At 71.7% G+C, this 16,314-nt stretch carries 12 protein-coding genes, 1 tRNA gene and 1 pseudogene; 8 read left to right on the top strand and 6 right to left on the bottom strand.

Features of this window, described 5'->3' with window-relative positions; genetic code table 11:
- Positions 1 to 10 precede the first annotated feature (10 nt).
- On the top strand, positions 11 to 328 hold the full coding sequence (locus tag ACZ5ON_RS15140; protein WP_465591341.1) for a hypothetical protein: 318 nt from the start codon (positions 11 to 13) through the stop codon (positions 326 to 328).
- A 72-nt stretch (positions 329 to 400) separates the two neighbouring features.
- Here the strand turns inward: ACZ5ON_RS15140 and ACZ5ON_RS15135 are convergent, their stop codons facing one another.
- Both ACZ5ON_RS15135 and ACZ5ON_RS15130 read right to left on the bottom strand, forming a co-directional pair.
- Positions 401 to 580 (bottom strand): hypothetical protein, encoded by a 180-nt coding sequence (locus ACZ5ON_RS15135; RefSeq protein ID WP_465591338.1) that lies wholly within the window; start codon positions 578 to 580, stop codon positions 401 to 403.
- A 115-nt stretch (positions 581 to 695) separates the two neighbouring features.
- A complete protein-coding gene (locus ACZ5ON_RS15130; protein WP_465591335.1) occupies positions 696 to 1,667 on the bottom strand; it encodes a sigma-70 family RNA polymerase sigma factor in 972 nt (323 codons plus the stop codon).
- A gap of 376 nt (positions 1,668 to 2,043) precedes the next feature.
- Between ACZ5ON_RS15130 and ACZ5ON_RS15125 the strand changes: the two genes are divergently transcribed.
- Positions 2,044 to 2,850: a phosphatase PAP2 family protein gene (locus tag ACZ5ON_RS15125; protein ID WP_465591331.1), complete on the top strand. Its 807-nt coding sequence runs from the start codon at positions 2,044 to 2,046 to the stop codon at positions 2,848 to 2,850.
- Between the two features lie 389 nt (positions 2,851 to 3,239).
- Positions 3,240 to 5,210, top strand: a complete 1,971-nt coding sequence (gene murJ / locus ACZ5ON_RS15120) for a murein biosynthesis integral membrane protein MurJ (protein WP_465591328.1) — start codon at positions 3,240 to 3,242, stop codon at positions 5,208 to 5,210.
- A gap of 65 nt (positions 5,211 to 5,275) precedes the next feature.
- Here murJ and ACZ5ON_RS15115 read toward each other — a convergent pair whose 3' ends face one another.
- Together ACZ5ON_RS15115 and lpdA are read right to left on the bottom strand one after the other, a co-directional pair.
- Positions 5,276 to 6,133 (bottom strand): metallophosphoesterase family protein, encoded by an 858-nt coding sequence (locus ACZ5ON_RS15115; protein WP_465591325.1) that lies wholly within the window; start codon positions 6,131 to 6,133, stop codon positions 5,276 to 5,278.
- Between the two features lie 203 nt (positions 6,134 to 6,336).
- Positions 6,337 to 7,737 (bottom strand): dihydrolipoyl dehydrogenase, encoded by a 1,401-nt coding sequence (gene lpdA, locus ACZ5ON_RS15110; RefSeq protein ID WP_465591322.1) that lies wholly within the window; start codon positions 7,735 to 7,737, stop codon positions 6,337 to 6,339.
- Positions 7,738 to 7,975: 238 nt separating this feature from the next.
- Here lpdA and ACZ5ON_RS15105 point away from each other — a divergent pair, with 238 nt between their 5' ends.
- A complete protein-coding gene (locus ACZ5ON_RS15105) occupies positions 7,976 to 8,656 on the top strand; it encodes a CGNR zinc finger domain-containing protein (RefSeq protein ID WP_465591319.1) in 681 nt (226 codons plus the stop codon).
- A 52-nt stretch (positions 8,657 to 8,708) separates the two neighbouring features.
- Here ACZ5ON_RS15105 and ACZ5ON_RS15100 read toward each other — a convergent pair whose 3' ends face one another.
- Entirely contained in the window at positions 8,709 to 9,890 is a 1,182-nt protein-coding gene (locus ACZ5ON_RS15100) for a cytochrome c oxidase assembly protein (RefSeq protein ID WP_465591316.1), read from the bottom strand.
- A gap of 298 nt (positions 9,891 to 10,188) precedes the next feature.
- Between ACZ5ON_RS15100 and ACZ5ON_RS15095 the strand changes: the two genes are divergently transcribed.
- Together ACZ5ON_RS15095 and ACZ5ON_RS15090 are read left to right on the top strand one after the other, a co-directional pair.
- Entirely contained in the window at positions 10,189 to 11,577 is a 1,389-nt protein-coding gene (locus ACZ5ON_RS15095) for an FtsW/RodA/SpoVE family cell cycle protein (RefSeq protein ID WP_465591788.1), read from the top strand.
- A gap of 274 nt (positions 11,578 to 11,851) precedes the next feature.
- Positions 11,852 to 12,196, top strand: a pseudogene (locus ACZ5ON_RS15090) (tyrosine-type recombinase/integrase); the annotation flags it as partial.
- 73 nt (positions 12,197 to 12,269) lie between these two features.
- Here the strand turns inward: ACZ5ON_RS15090 and ACZ5ON_RS15085 are convergent.
- A tRNA-Arg gene (locus tag ACZ5ON_RS15085) sits at positions 12,270 to 12,342 on the bottom strand.
- A gap of 496 nt (positions 12,343 to 12,838) precedes the next feature.
- Between ACZ5ON_RS15085 and ACZ5ON_RS15080 the strand changes: the two genes are divergently transcribed.
- Together ACZ5ON_RS15080 and ACZ5ON_RS15075 are read left to right on the top strand one after the other, a co-directional pair.
- Positions 12,839 to 14,359: a carboxyl transferase domain-containing protein gene (locus tag ACZ5ON_RS15080; protein ID WP_465591313.1), complete on the top strand. Its 1,521-nt coding sequence runs from the start codon at positions 12,839 to 12,841 to the stop codon at positions 14,357 to 14,359.
- Between the two features lie 94 nt (positions 14,360 to 14,453).
- Entirely contained in the window at positions 14,454 to 16,169 is a 1,716-nt protein-coding gene (locus ACZ5ON_RS15075; RefSeq protein ID WP_465591310.1) for a glycosyltransferase family 39 protein, read from the top strand.
- Positions 16,170 to 16,314: the final 145 nt, after the last annotated feature.

Here is a 16,314-nt window from a genome sequence, read left to right as displayed (position 1 = left end):
CCTGATGCGCATGACGACGTACCTGGCGAACCAGCCGCGCTGCCACCCGAACGCCACCACGACCGCCACGACACCCTCGGCCGTGCCGCCGCGGCGCACCGTTCCGCCCTTCCCGCCGATCCGGGGCGGGGGGCGACACCGGCTCCAGCAGGCCGTCCGGCACCGGCCCGGGCTGCTGGTGACGGGGCTGCTGGCCGCCGCCACGGCGATCACCGCCGGTCCGCTGCGGCCCGGCCCACCGCCGCCCGCCACCCCTTCGACGGCCTCGACAGCGGCCGGGCCGACTGCCACTCCGCACTGCACCGGAACGGCGCCGCCCGGCGGCTGAGATCCGCGCAACCCCGGTGCGGGGCCTCGGTCAGCGGTCAGCGGTCAGCGGTCAGCGGTCAGCGGTCAGCGGTCAGCCACCGTGGTGCGGCGGCCGCTGGCTCAGGTACCAGTCCAGGCCGCGCCCGCCACTCTCCCCCGACTCCGGGCGCTCGCCCCAGCCCCGGTCGGTGTCGTCCCCCGTCTGGCGGTCCAGCGGGTCGCCGAAGACCAGCTTCGCCTTCGGCCGGGTCGGCTCTTCCTGCTCGGCCATGTCTGCTCCGATCCTTGTCAACTGCATCCAGCGTAGGCGGCACGGCAGCAGCGGCCTCGGACAGCGAGGCCCCGGTCCGGCCGGCACCGGACCAGGGCTCCGGGAGAACCGGGTGTCAGGCTGCCTCGAAGCCCGCGTGGTCGGCGATCTTCTTCAGCTCGGCGAGCGCGTGCTTCTCGATCTGGCGGATTCGCTCCCGGGTGAGTCCGTGCTGCTTGCCCACCTCCGTCAGCGTGCGCTCGCGGCCGTCCTCCATTCCGTACCGGGAGCGGATGATGGAGGCCGTCCGGTCGTCGAGCCGGCCGATCAGGTCGTCCAACTCCTCACGGCGGAGCATGACCATCACGGCGTCCTCCGGGGAGACCGCGCCGGTGTCCTCGACCAGGTCACCGAACTGGGTCTCACCCTCGTCGTCCACGGACATGTTGAGGCTGACCGGGTCGCGGGCCCAGTCGAGCACGTCCTTGATCCGGTCCTCGGTGGTGTCGAGTTCGGCCGCGATCTCGGCGGGCTCGGGCTCACGGCCCAGCTCCTTGGCCTTCTCACGCTGCACCCGGCGGATCCGGCCGAGTTCCTCGACCAGATGGACGGGCAGTCGGATGGTGCGCGACTGGTCGGCGATCGAGCGGGTGATCGCCTGGCGGATCCACCAGGTCGCGTAGGTGGAGAACTTGAACCCCTTCGCGTAGTCGAACTTCTCGACCGCTCGGACCAGGCCGGCGTTGCCCTCCTGGATCAGGTCGAGCAGGGGCAGGCCGCTGCGGGGGTACCGCCGGGCGACCGCGACCACCAGGCGGAGGTTCGAGCGGATGAAGACGTCCTTCGCGCGCTCGGCGTCGTCGGCTATCGCCTCCAGCTCCTTGCGCGTGGTGCTCTCGGGAACGGCGTCCTCGTCCAGCAGGTGCTGGGCGTAGACACCCGCCTCGATGCGCAGCGAGAGCTCGACCTCCTCGGCGGCATCGAGCAGAGGTGTCCGGGCGATCTCGTCGAGGTACATGCCGACAAGGTCGCGGTCGGCCTCAAGGTTGTTCGGGCGAGCCGAACGAGGGTGGTCGGCACTGCCGCGAACGACGGCACGAGTGGCCATGCTTGCTCCCTTGCTGCTGGTGCCGGTCTGCCTTGGTCTTCACCCCCGACGGGGCGAGCCAGGGCCGAAGAGAGGAGGCAGAGAGATGAAGGCAAAGAGATGCGGGCCTCTGAAGGCTCACACGTAACGATCCAACGCACAGATTTCGGACAACATTCCCAACTAACCCAGATTCTTCGCGCGATGCAGTATCCTGCGCAATTTGGCCCATGATCGCGCACATTGTGCGACCGAGCAGGTGCGGACGGTGTCGACAATCACCCCGTCCACCGGATCAACGAACGAGATCCGACATCCGCAGCTTCTCCTCACAAAAGATGCAAAATTGCTATCGGTACGGTGCGGAGTCACCTCGGCCCCTGGGAAGGTGTCAGCCATGCACCTGTCCATCGACGGCGCCACCGCCGCCACCGCACGGCGCCGCCATGGCCGATTGATCGAGTCCGCGGCGTTGACTCTCGGCTGCGCCGCCCTTCTGGGGGTGCTCCTGGCCCTGGTGGAGAACCACTGGGGCCCGCTGGCCCGACTGGATCGCGACTGGGTGGATTCGCTGCACGGCTACGCCCGCGACCACACCGCCTGGGCGGCGTCCATGCAGATGGTCTCCGACCTCGGCGGCCCGACCGTCACCCGCACCCTGCTGGGCGTGACGGCGGCCTGGCTCTGGGCGATCGGCGCGCGGATGCTGGCCGGGTGGGCGGCGGCCCAGATCCTGCTCGGCTGGCTGGCCAACTGGGGCGGCAAGGCGCTGGTCGGCCGCACCCGGCCGCACTTCGCCGACCCGGTCTCGTCCGCCTCGGATGCCGCCTTCCCCTCCGGGCACGCGATGGCCTCGGCGATCACCGCCGCCGCCCTGGTGATCCTGGTCTGGCCGCACGCCAGCCGGGCCGGGCGGGCGGTCGCCTGCACCATCGCGGCACTCGCCGTCCTGACCATCGGCTGGACCAGGATCGCCCTCGGCGTGCACTGGCCCAGCGACGTCCTGGCCGGATGGCTGACGGCGGGCCTGGTGGTCGGAGGGGTGACGGTCGCGGTCGAACTGTGGCGGCCCCGCGCACTGAGCCGGGACGTGCGCCGGGTCGACTGGCGAACCAGACCGAGGGTGCAGCGCGTCCTGGCCTCCGGAGCGGGGGCTGGAACCCATCGCGAAAGTGGATCCGCCGCCACCCCTGACGGCCAGTGAGAAAGGTCACATCTCATTGGGGTGACCGTCGGGGAGGAATCGGTAGAGTGCCGCGCCCGCCGAAGTCCCCCGCATCAGAGCCGGGAAATACCACTGCAAATCCGGTCATTAGGGACCGACTTCCACCGGGTTCGTCCGGAATGCGGGCCAATCAGTGCCACTGGGAGATCTCGGGCGCGCGGCACACCGCTCCCCATCGGGTGCCGAGTTAAGGCAGACTTCTCCGGCTGGGTGCACCCGCGCCCAGCCCGGGGGAACCAAGCACGACGGCGCGGACCGAGCCGGTCGTACGAGGCAGTACCGGCTCCGTACACCAAGGGACCGCCGGACAGCGGTCTGCGGAAGCCCCGTGACCGCGCACTGCCCAGGCACCGAGTGACGGGGGTCCGATGACCATGCACACGACGGGCGAGCCCTCCGGCTCGTACGGCGACCCGCCCACCATGCCGCTGCGTCAGATCACTGACGAGCAGTTCATGTCGCCCGAGCAGTACCTGCCACCCGTGTCCCAGCAGCAGCACGGCTCACAGCCGACCATGCAGCTGGGCACCCAGCTGCCGCCGCCGCGCCAACCGGTGGAGCAGCCCCCGGCGGAGGCCGAGAAGGCGCCGGAGGGCAAGGAGTCCTCCGCCGCCCGCAACGGGCTGATCATGGCCCTGGGCTCGCTCACCTCGCGCGCGCTGGGCTTCGTACGGGCCGGCGTGATCGCCGCCGCGCTGGGCACCAAGCAGCTCGCTGACGGCTACGCCGTGGCGACACTGCTGCCGACCACCGTCTACATGATGCTGATCGGCGGTGTGCTCAACTCGGTCTTCGTCCCCGAGCTGGTCCGGGCCGCGCAGACCCACAAGGACCGCGGCGTCGCCTACACCAACCGCCTGCTGACGGCCTGCGGTGTGGCACTGATCGCCATCACCCTGGTTGCCTGGCTGTTCGCGCCGCAGATCGTGGACTCCTACACGAACTACACCCCCAAGGACCACGTCCAGCGGGACCTGACCATCGCGCTGGCCCAGTACTGCCTGCCGGCCATCCTCTTCTACGGCGTCTTCGGCCTGCTCAGCCAGGTGCTCAACGCACGTGACCGCTTCGGCGCGATGACCTGGGCGCCGGTGATGAACAACGTCGTGGTGATCGGCGTCTTCAGCCTCTACATCGGGGTCTGCAAGCACGCGGAGTCCGCCGACCAGATGAGCAGCGGCGCCACCATGCTCCTGGGTGCGGGCACGGCGTTCGGAATCCTGGTGCAGGCGCTCTCCGTACTGCCCTCGCTGCGCGCCTCGGGATTCCGCTTCCGGCCGCGCTTCGACTGGAAGGGCGCCGGTCTCACCACCCCGCTGCGGGCCGCCGGCTGGGCACTGCTGCTGGTCGTGGTGACCCAGCTGTCCTTCAACGCGATCACCAACATGGCGACCGGCGCCGGCACGCAGGCCTACAACCTGCACCTGAAGGAGGGGCTGGGCTACACCCCGTACAACAACGCGTACCTGCTCTTCGTGGTGCCGCAGGGCATCATCACGGTCTCCATGGTGACGGCGATCTTGCCCACCCTGTCCCGTGCGGTGAGCTCGGGCCGGTTCGAGGACGTCGGCCGGGAGCTGGCCCAGACACTGCGCAGCTCGGCCGGAATGATCATCCCGGCCATGGCGGTCTTCCTCTCGATGGCCAACCCGATCATCGGCCTCGCGTACGGGCACGGCAACCAGATCCAGCCTGCAGACGTCGATGTCATGGCCCAGGTGCTGATCGCCTTCGCGATCGGCCTGCCGGCCTTCTGCGCCCAGTACGCACTGGCGCGCGGGTTCTACGCGATGAGCGACGCCCGGACCCCGTTCTGGCTGACCACGGCGATCGCGGGCAGCAACGTCGCCTTCTCTGCCGTCGCGTACTACACCCTGCCGGTGCGCTGGATCATCGTCGGAATGGCCTTCGCCCAGACACTGGCCACCACGTTCGGCGTGATCATCACCGGTCGGGCGCTGGGCAAGCGGCTCCGCCGGGAGGGGGCGACCGCCGTATCCGCCGACGCCACGCTCGAGATCGGCGGCGGGCGGCGCGGCCGGATCCGCAGCGGCCTGGACGGTGCCCGGGTGACCACCCTGCACCTGGGCCTGGTGCTCGCCTGTGCCCCCGGCGCCCTGGCGGCCCACTGGATCGCCGGTCAGGTGGGTGGTGCGCTCGGCCACGGCATCGTGGGCAACTTCGCGGCACTGGGCGCCGGCGCACCGGCGGTCCTGGTCTCCGTCCTGGTGCTCGCCAAGCCGCTCGGCGCCGCGGGCGCCGTTGCCCCGCTGGCCCGGAAGCTGCGGATCCCGTACCCGGAGCCGACGCCCGCCAACAGCGGCAAGCACCGGCGGTAGCCCGCACCCGCCCGCCGGGCGGGGCGGTCTCCCCGGATGGTGCCGGTCCCCTCCGGCCGTAGCGGTCAGACGCTCCCCGCCCCGGGCAGCACCTCACGCAGCAGCCCGCGGGGGAAGCCACGGCGGCGGTACTCCCTCGGGTAGCCGATCGAGACCTCCTCGAAGCGGACACCGTCGTGGACCGTCGTCCGGGGGATGTGGAGGTGGCCGTAGACCACCGCGGCGGCCCGGAACCGGCGGTGCCAGTCGGCCGTCCGGTCGGTGCCGCACCACTGGGCGAACTGCGGATAGCGCAGGATCGCGGTGTCCTCGCGGACCAACGGGAAGTGGTTGACCAGCACGGTCGGCAGCCCTGGGTCGACGGCGGCGAGCCGCTGCCCCGTCCAGGACAGACGCGCCTCGCACCAGGTGGCGGCGTCCGGGTAGGGCTCCGGGTGCAGCATGAACTCGTCCGAGCACACCACGCCCGACTCGTAGGCCCGCTCCATCGCCTCCTTGCGACTCAGGCCCGGCTCGCGGAACGAGTAGTCGTAGAGCAGGAAGAGCGGCGCGACGGCCACCGGACCGCCCTGGCCGCGCCAGACGGCGTACGGGTCCTCCGGCGTCAGCACGCCGAGGCGGCGGCAGATCTCCACCAGGTGCCGGTAGCGTGCCTCGCCGCGCAGCTGCACCGGGTCCGTCGGCGGCGTCCACAGCTCGTGGTTTCCGGGGGCCCAGATCACCCGGGCGAAACGCTCCTTGAGCAGGCCGAGCGCCCACTCGATCTGGCTGACGGTCTCGCTGACGTCCCCGGCCACGATCAGCCAGTCCTCGGGCGAGGTCGCGAGGAGCTCCTCCGCCAGGATGCGGCGGTTCTCCGCATGGTGGACGTGCAGGTCGGAGACCGCCAGCAGACGGCCGGGCCGTTCGGTGCTCTCGCTCATCGCGTCATCATCTCGCTCGGGAACTGACCTGTGGATCAACGAATGTGAGTGGTGGTCAATTCCCGGGCTCCGCCCGCCTCGCAGCACCCGAGGGTGCGGGGGGCCGTGGCGGACAGGCTTCGAGGCTGGCGATCCGGCCGGGAGCGCCGAGTCGACGGTCTCGGCGCCCCCGGCAGAACGGCGGGCGGGGGGCGGCGCGGCGACTACATATTGATCATGTGCCCGGCCAGGCCGTGGATCGCCTCCTTGACGGCCTCACCCAGCGTCGGGTGGGCGTGTACGTTGCGGGCGATCTCGGTGACGGTGAGGTCCCACTGCTGGGCCAGGGTCAGCTCGGGCAGCAGCTCGGTGACCTCGGGGCCGATCATGTGGGCGCCGAGCAGCTCACCGTACTTGGCGTCACTGATGATCTTGACGAAGCCGACCGTGTCCCCGAGGCCGTGGGCCTTGCCGTTGGCCATGAACGGGAACTTCGCGACCTTGACGTCGAAGCCCTGGCTGCGGGCCTGCTCCTCGGTCCAGCCGAAGCTGGCGATCTGCGGCTGGCAGTAGGTGGCGCGGGGGATCATCACGTAGTCGAGTTCCATGGTCTCGGCGCCCGCGATGGTCTCGGCGGCGATGACGCCCATCGACTCGGCGGCGTGGGCCAGCATCAGCTTGGCGGTCACGTCGCCGATGGCGAAGATGTGCGGCGCCGAGGTGCGGCAGCGGCCGTCCACCTCGACCGCGCCACGCTCGGTCAGGCGGACACCGGTGTTCTCCAGGCCGTAGCCGGTGACCCGGGGAGCGAAGCCGATCGCCTGCAGGACCTTGTCGGCCTCCAGCACGCGCTGCTCGCCGCCCGCGGTGACGGTGACCTTGACCTTCTCACCGGAGTCGTCGATCGCGTCGACCCGGGTGGAGGTCAGCACCTCGATCCCCAGGCGCTTGTAGCGCTTGAACAGCTCGGCCGAGACCTCGGCGTCCTCCAGCGGGGCCATCCGGTCCAGGAACTCGACGATGGTGACCTTCACGCCGTAGTTGTGCATCACGTACGCGAACTCGACGCCGATCGCGCCGGCACCCGCGATGATGATGCTCGCCGGCAGCTGGTCGGCCAGGATCTGCTCCTCGTACGTCACCACGCGCGGGCTCAGCGAGGTGCCGGGCAGCAGCCTCGGGGTGGCGCCGGTGGCCAGGATGCAGTGATCGAAGGTGACGGTCTGCACGGAGCCGTCGACACCGGTCACCTGGAGGGTGTTGGCATCCGTGAAGTGACCCCGGCCCTCGAACTGGGTGATCTTGTTCTTCTTCATCAGGTAGTGGACGCCCTTGACCCGGCCGTCGGCGACCTGGCGGCTGCGCTGGAAGGCTTCCTTGTAGTCGAAGCTGATCCGACCCTCGACCTGGATGCCGTAGGTCTTCGTCTCGTGCGTCAGGATGTGCGCGAGCTCGGCGTTCCGCAGCAGCGCCTTGGAGGGGATGCACCCGACGTTGAGGCAGACCCCGCCCCAGTAGCGCTCCTCCACGATGCCGACGCTCAGGCCGAGCTGCGCGCTGCGGATGGCAGCGACGTACCCGCCCGGGCCGGCACCGAGGACAACGACATCAAAGTGGTTGGTCATTTTCGCCTTCGATTCGGTTGGTGACCGTGTCCGTGTTCGTCCGGACAGCCGGCTCCGGAGAGACCGGCCGCCCCCAAGCCTGGCCTATGCGGGCGCGGCAGGCACCGGGGACCCCAGAATCGGCCGGCGCGTCCCGGGGAGGGACGGTCAGGTTCGAAGAACGCTAATAGGAGACAGGAATATTTCGCGTTAGCAACGCCTGGCGTGGGAGGGGCTGGCGGCCGGGCATGATGGAGCCATGAGCAGTCCCACGGCACCGGCGGTCGACGACCTGCCCCTCACCGGCGAGTCCCTCGCGCTCGACCTGGTGAACACCACGTTCATCCAGGGCGGCGCCCGCGGCGCCCTGGTGGACGCCCTGCGGGAACCCGCCGATCTGGACCACTGGCTGCGGACCCGGTCGGCCGACTTCGGCGAGCCGTTGCGTCCGCTGCTCGACGGGGGCGTCCCGGCCACCCGGTTCCACCTCGACCGCTACCGCGAGCTGCGCGCCGCGCTGCGCGACCTGGCCGCCGCGACGGTCTCCGGTACGACTCCGCCGCCCGGCACGGTGGCCGCCGTCAATGCCGCCGCCCGGCTCTCGACCGGCTGGCTGGAGCTGGACCCGGACCGTCCCGGCGTCCGGATACCGCGCTGGACCGAGCCCGATCTGCACCTGGTCGCGCTCGGTGAGGTCGCGGCGGCGGCCGTCGCCCTGTTCACCGGGCCGTCGACCGGACAGGTGCGGGCATGCCCGGCTCCCGACTGCATCCTGTACTTCGTCAAGAGCCACGCCCGCCGCGAGTGGTGCACCAGCGCCTGCGGCAACCGGGTGCGGGTCGCCCGGCACAGCCGCCGCCACCGCGAACCGGGGGCGGGGAAACCACCGGCGGAACCCACCACCGGGCGGCGAGCCGAACCCGCGGCCAAGGGGGACTGACCGGCGGCCGGGCGAACTCCCGGGCCCCGGGAAGCGCCCAACCGGGAACGGCTCAGTGCCCGGCGCCTCCGAAACGGTGCTTCAGATTGGGGTCGTCCAGCCACCACGGACGAGTGCCCTCCGACTCGTCCTCCTCGACGGCGGCTCGCGCGGCGACGGGCACCGCCTCTCCCGCAGCCGTCTCCCCCGTGGCCGTGTCCGCCGCAGCTGCCTCCGCTTCGGCCGCCTCCCCCTCGGCCGCCTTCGCCGCCCGCCGCTCGGCCATCTGCGCCTCGTACTCGGCGTCCAGTGCGGCGTCCACCGCCGCCGTCTCGGCCCGGCCGGTCACGATCATGCGGCGGATCAGCGCACAGAGGAAGGGCAGGCCGATCAGGTCGCCCAGCACCCAGATCACGTTGCCGCCCCAGGTCTGGTCCTGCAGCAGGGTCGGTCCCCAGGTGCGGCCGAGGCCGGCGTAGTAGGGCTCGGCGATCAGGTGGTGGCCGTAGATGAGGATCAGGGCGAGACCCGCGTCGAAGATCACCTCGGCGAAGGTGATGACCAGGCTGACCAGCAGCGGGTACTCGTGCGCGACCGGGTCGAGCTGCAGTCGCGGCCAGTAGTACAGCAGACCGAGGACGACCAGTGAGAGATGCAGGCCGATGTTCCAGGCACCGCTGGTGAGGGTCTTCTCGTACCAGGGCGTGAAGTAGAGCAGCCACGGCGGCGCCATCAGCAGCACCGTGGACACCGCGGGGAACATCAGCACCCGGGAGGGGCGGCTGCGGAGCGCTCGCATGATCCGCTCGCGGCGGGCCTCGGACGCGGTCTCGACCAGCAGCGAGACCGGAGCACCGAGGACCAGCAGGAACGGCACCAGCATCAGCAGCAGCACGACCTGGACGGCCCGGTCGGTGAACAGGATCCGCTCGTACACCCCGAGGCCCGAGCAGGTCACCCAGACCCAGGCCAGCAGCCCGCCGAGGAACGCGGCCGTGCGGTACAGCGGCCACCGCGCGGCGCTGCCCCCACCACCGCTCGCACCACCGTTTCCGCTGCCGCTCCCGCCTTCGCTCCCACTGACGCCGCCGCTCCCACCGCCGCGGTGGAACGCCCGTACGCCCAGCAGGTAGGCACTCGCGAGCAGTACGGCGAGGGCCAGGACGACGGGCTCTACGGTCCAGTTGGTGGCCAGGTCGGCCCAGTGCCAGGGTGGCGGGCCGTCGTGCCCGAGGGCGAGTGCTGCGGTCGGCATCCGGTGGTTCTCCTGTTCCGGCTGGTGTGGGCAGCCGGTCGGTGCAGGGCAGCCGGCCGTCGCGCGGCCGGTCGCCGTGCTGCGGCGCTTGCGGCTCCTCGGACATGATGACCGACGCCCGGACGATCACCGGAGCTGGGTCCGGAACCCCCTGCGCTCCCACCGACGTCACTCTCGTGCGAGGATTCCTCGTCTACTACATCACTGTCGAAGCCGCCGAGGTGGGGAATCCGTGACAGAGAGCCCGCGAAGCTCCGGGCGCAGGCTGGCCACCCGCCGCCGCAACCTCGAACTCTTCATGCTGGCTGCGGCGGTCCTGGTCTGCCTCGCGGGCTATGTGACCGCCAACGAGGCGATGAACCACGCGCTGCCCAAGGGCCTGCTGGTCTACGGCCTCAGCCTGCCGCTGCTGGCCCTGGGGCTGCACATGGCGGTCCGGCGGTTCGCCCCGTACGCGGACCCGCTGATCCTGCCGCTGGCCGTCTTCCTGACCGGCTTCGGACTGGTGCTGCTCAACCGGCTCGACCAGTCCTACGCGCTCTTCCACGCCGCCAAGGGCGACTTCCAGAAGCTGCCGGCGGCGCCGAACCAGGTGATGTGGGCGTGGATCGCCTCGCTGGTCGCGGCTGCCGTGATCATCGTGATCAAGCACCACCGGTTCTTCCAGCGCTACGTCTACCTGCTCATGGCCGGTTCGATGACCCTGCTGGCCGCACCGGCCTTCTTCCCATCCAGCCCGGAGGACTTCGGTGCCAAGCGCTGGATCAAGCTCCCCGGGATCCAGCTCGAGCCGGACGAGTTCGTCAAGGTCGCCATCACCGTCTTCTTCGCCGGCTACCTGATGGCCAACCGCGACGCGCTGGCGCTGACCGGGCGGAAGGTCTGGGGCATGAACCTGCCTCGCGGCCGCAACGTCGGCCCGGTGCTCGCCATCTGGGTGGCCAGCCTGCTGGTGCTGATCTTCGAACGCGACCTCGGCACCTCGCTGATCTTCTTCGGCATCTTCGTCGTGATGCTCTACGTGGCCACCGAACGGACCGGCTGGGTGGTGCTCGGCCTGCTGATGGCCGTCGGCGGCGCCGCCGTGGTCGGCACGATCGAACCGCACGTGCACGGCCGCGTGGAGGCCTGGCTGCACCCGCTGGACATCTACAAACCCGTCCACAACCCGGCACTGATCTCAGACCAACCCGCCCAGGCCATGTTCAGCTTCGGCACGGGACACCTACTGGGCACCGGCCTCGGCCAGGGACGGCCCTACCTGATCGGCTTCGCCGGACGCAGCGACTTCATCTTCACCACCATCGGCGAGGAACTCGGACTCGCCGGAGTCACCGCCTTCCTGCTGATCTACACGCTCTTCGTCCAACGCGGCCTGCGGACCGCCGTCGCACTCACCGACCCCTTCGGCAAGCTGCTCGCCACCGGCCTCTCGGCAGCCGTGGCGCTCCAGGTCTTCGTGGTGGTCGGCGGCGTGACCGGCCTGGTCCCGCTGACCGGCAAGGCGCTTCCGTTCCTCGCCTCCGGCGGCTCGTCGCTGACCGCCAACTGGCTGCTGACCGCCATACTGATCAAACTCTCCGACGCGGCCGGACGCGCCGAGTTGGAGCCGAACCCGGAGCCGATCCCGCCCGTACAGCCGACCATGGCCGTCCCCGCGCCCGCCTCTCCCGCGCCCGCCCTCTGACCCTCCCTACGATCCACCGCCTACGATCCACCGCCGGCGATCCACCGCCGGCGGGCCCGCCGTCCGGGCGCCCGGCCGCTCGACTCACACCGGACCCCGGCTAACGCACGGCAACGCAGCAACGCATTAACAGGCCCTGCCCCGATCGACGGCCTGTCGCTCCCCCGCGCAGGGAGCGGCGGGCCGTTGGGCATCCCCGGCTTGCCTCGGCCCCCGCCGACTCAGCACCCCGCCGCCCCGCACGTCATGACGCCCCCCGACGGGCGCCCGCCCGGCCGGGGGTGCGACCGCCCGCGCGGCCGCCGAGCCGGACGGCAGGTCGAGTGCGTACGCCAACTCCTGGGTGAAGGCCAAGGCCAAGGCCGGTGTCAGCGGCGACGTCCATTTCCATGGTCTTCGGCACACGGGGAACACCCTCGCCTCGCAGAACGGCGCGAGCACGCGCGAGCTGATGACGAGGATGGGCCACAGCACCGCGCGGGCCGCGCTGATCTACCAGCACATGACCAGCGACCGCGACCGGGTCATCACCGACAAGATGGGCGAGGCCGCCCGCAAGGCGCTCGGCGAGCAGGACTCCCCTGGGGCTACGGGCACGGACGGGGCACAGGAGGAGTAGCAGTCCAGAACGACAGAGGCCCAGGTCGGAGGGATTTCCCCTCTGACCTGGGCCTTTTTCTGTTTCCGTGCTGTGCCCCAGGCAGGATTCGAACCTGCGACACCGGCTTTAGGAGAGCCGTGCTCTATCCCCTGAGCTACTGAGGCGGGGCTCGTCCCGGACCTCGCACGGAGCTCGGAATCCGAGCCGTGGTCGGCCTGTCGACAAGGCGTCGAGCGCCGTGCTGCCGGGGCTGCGGGCTCATCGGCCGTGGGTTTCCACGGGTCAGAGTGCAGCGCCCGCCGGACGCTCGATCCACAGGGTACCGGATCGCGGGTCGGGCGGGCGCTGATGTCGTGGGACTGGCGGGCTGTGATCGTCAGATGGTGCGTCGGCGGGCGGTCGTGGAGGGCCCGGAGGTCGGCGGCGGGCGGTCGCGGAGGGCGGCTCAGAGGCAACCGGTGAACAGCAGGCGCTCGGGCGAGGCCTTGGCCGCCGGGAGCACGTCCTCGGTGGACTGCTCACCGACTCCAGAGCCGGACCTCCTCCGCGCTCGCGAAGCTGTGGACCGCTTTGTGAACCTCGGGGTGATGCCGGTGCGGCCCGGCGGCCGCGGTGGAATGGGTACGCTGAGGCGCCGATGGAGCCGGGATCGGGGGACCTATGACCATCAGGAGCGGACTGACCGCGGCTCAGCTGATCGATCTGCTGGGCGACCGTGGGAGTTTCGAGTGCTGGGACGCCCCGATCACGGCGGCGCCCGCCGACGAGGGGTACGCCGCCTCGCTGGCCCGGGCCCGGGCGCGGACGGGGCTGGACGAGTCGGTGACCACCGGGCGGCTGTTGGTGGGCGGGCGGCCGCTGGCGGTGGTGGCCTCGGAGTTCGGCTTCCTGGGCGGCTCGATCGGGGTCGCCACTGCCGAGCGGATCACCCGGGCCGTGGAACGGGCCACGGCCGAGCGCCTGCCGCTGCTCGCCCTGCCCGTCTCCGGCGGCACCCGGATGCAGGAGGGGTCGGCCGCCTTCCTCTGCATGGTCCGGATCACCGCCGCGGTCCAGGCCCACCGGGCCGCCGGGCTGCCGTACTTGACGTATCTGCGCAATCCCACGATGGGTGGGGTGTTCGCCTCCTGGGGCGCGCTCGGGCAGCCGGTGCTGGCCGAGCCCGGGGCGCGGCTGGGCTTCCTCGGGCCCCGGGTGTACGAGGAACTGCGCGGGGTCCGGCTGCCGGAGGCGGTGCAGCGGACCGAAACGCTCGCGTCCGGCGGGCTGGTGGACGCGGTGGTGCCGCCTGACGAACTGGCCGCCTTCGTCGGGCGGTTGCTGGCCATGCTGGACCGCCGGGGCGGGACGGGGGCGGACGGGGCGCCGGCGGATCGGCCCGCGGCGGCCGGGCGGGACGACGCCTGGGAGTCGGTCCGGCTGACCCGGCAGCCCGGCCGGCCCGGGGTGCGGGAGCTGCTCGCGCGGGCCGCCGAGGGCGTACTGCCACTGACCGCGCCCACCCCGCGCGAAGGCCGGGCAGCGGGCGCACTGGTGCGCGCGCTGGCCGAGTTCGGGGGCCGGCCGGCCGTGGTGGTCGGCCAGCAGCGGGCGACTCCCGGCACCGAGCGTCCGTTCACCGCCGCCGATCTGCGGTGCGTCCGGCGCACGGCCGGGCTCGCCGAACAGCTCGGACTCCCCCTGGTCACGGTGGTGGACACCGCCGGGGCCGAACTCTCCGTCCAGGCCGAACTCGACGGCATGGCGATGGAGATCGCCCACTGCCTGGACACGCTGATCGCCCTGCGCACCCCGGTGCTGGCGGTGCTGCTCGGCCAGGGCTCGGGCGGCGGCGCGCTCGCACTGCTGCCCGCCGACCGGGTGCTGGCGGCCCAGCACGCCTGGCTGGCACCGCTGCCGCCGGAGGGCGCCTCGGCGATCGTCCACCGGGACGGCGAGCACGCGGCTGAACTGGCCCGGACCCAGGGCATCGGCGCGCACGACCTCGCGGCGGCCGGCCTGGTGGACCAGGTGCTGCCCGAACTCCCGGACGCCGCGGCGGAGCCGGACGCGTTCTGCGAACGCGCCGGCCGGGCGATCGCCCACGCACTCGGCGAACTGGCCGCCCAGCCGGAGCCGGTCCGGACCGCCGCCCGGGCCGCCCGCAACCGCCGCCTGGGCGACCTCACCACCACCGGTTGACACCGGCTCGCGGGCCCGTCCGGCTCCCGTATCCTGGCCGGGCCCGCCTTGCGGACTGACTGCAAGTCAGCTTCACAGATCGCCTGAACTTCCCATGCTCATCGAACCTTTGAGCTCTCCCTGGCGCGCGCTTCGCAGCGTCTGGCTATCGCCCGCCCTGGTGACCCTGCTGCTCGGCCTCTACCGGATCACCACTCCGGAGCTCTGGCGCGACGAGTTCTCCAGCTGGAGCGCGGCGACCCGGCCGCTGCCGCAGCTGTTCGCGATGCTCGGCAACGTCGATGCCAGCAACGGCGCGTACTATCTGGTGCTGCACACCTGGACCGGTGTCTTCGGCGACTCGGTGCTCAGCCTGCGGCTGCCCTCCGCGCTGGCGATGGCCGCGGCCGCCGCCTTCACTGCGCTCGCCGCGCTGCGGTGGTTCGGCAGCCGGGTGGCCGCGGTGGCCGCCGGACTGCTGCTGGCGGCCCTCCCCAATGTCTCTGCGTACGCGCAGGAGGCCCGCTCGTACGCGTTCGTCACCTGCGCCGTGGCGGCGGGCACCTGGTGCCTGCTTCGGGCCCTGGAGCGGCCCTGCCCGGCGCGCTGGGCCTGGTACGCGCTGTGCACGGCGCTCGCCGGGGTGTTCCACCTGGTCTCGTTGAGCAGCCTCGCCGGGCAGTGCGTGGTGGTGGCCCTGGCCGTTCGGTCGGGACGGGACACCCGGGCGCTGCGGTGGTTCCCGCCGGCGGTGCTGGCGGCGCTGCTGCCCACCGTGCCCGTGATGTTGCTGGGGCAGCGGCAGTCGGGACGCCAGCTGGAGTGGATCGCCGCCGCGACCCGGTACCGGCTGCGGATGTTCTGGCCGGAGTTCCTCGGCTCGTTCGGGGTGATGTACGCCTTCCTGTTGCTGGCGGCGGCCGCCCTGTTGTGGCGCGGCCACCGGTCGGCGGCGGCCCAGGCGGCGGCAGCGGCCGTGCTGCCGGTGCTCGGGGTCTGGTTGGTCTCGCAGGGGCGCACCTCGTACTTCGTCGACCGCTATCTGCTCTTCACCCTGCCCGCCTGGGCCGCACTCGCGGGCGGCGGCGTCGCGGCGGTCCGCGCCGCCGCACAGGCCCTCGGAGCCCGGGTGGCACTCTCGGGGACGCCGGCGCTCCGCGAGGACGCACCGCTCCGGGGGCGCGCGGAACCCCGCGAGCGCCCCCGCGCCATCGCGGACGCCGGGTCGCGCGATGCCCCACGCGCCCCGGAGGGTGCCGGGCGGGTCACGAACTCGCGCACGGGGGCGGCCGCACCGTTCCCCGCGCCCTCCCGGACCCCGGCGCGCCTCCGGACGGCTCCGGGGCTCGCCGCCGCACCGGCGCTGGCCGTGGTCGCCGTGGTCGGACTGCTCGGGCTGCCGGAGCAGCGGGCGGTGCGGTACGTGACCGCGCGGACCGAGACCGATTACCGGGGCGCGGCGCACCTGGTGGCGTCCGGCTACCGGGCCGGGGACGGGATCGTGGCGGTGGCCGGGCAGAAGGCGTGGATGATGGTGGGCGCCGGAGTGGCGTACCACCTGCCGGACGGCGTCCGTCCGAGACCGCTGCTGATCGCGAAGACCGCGGCACGGGCAGACGACCTGTTCCCGGCGGAGTGCCCGGTTCCGGTCCGCTGTATCGGTGACGTGAGCCGTACCTGGGTCGTTACCATCGGCACTGGCGACGACCCGTACCAGGCACTGCCGGCCGACCAGGCCGGTGCCCTGCGAGCGGTGTTCACCCCGAGCGAGGTCCGACACGTGCGCGGGCTGACGGTGTCGCTGCTGGTGCGCGCAAGAGGGCGCGCGTAACGGCCCGCTGCCACTCCCGCCGCTTCGAAAGGCACAACGTGACCGCCCCCGAGGAGACCCCCAAGGAGAGCACCTTCGCCGATCTCGGCCCGGTGCTGGTGATCATCCCGACCTACAACGAGGTCGAGAACGTCGAGCGGATCGT

The organism is Kitasatospora sp. NPDC032150, from assembly GCF_055579945.1.
This window is presented reverse-complemented; position numbering and strand designations above follow the sequence as displayed.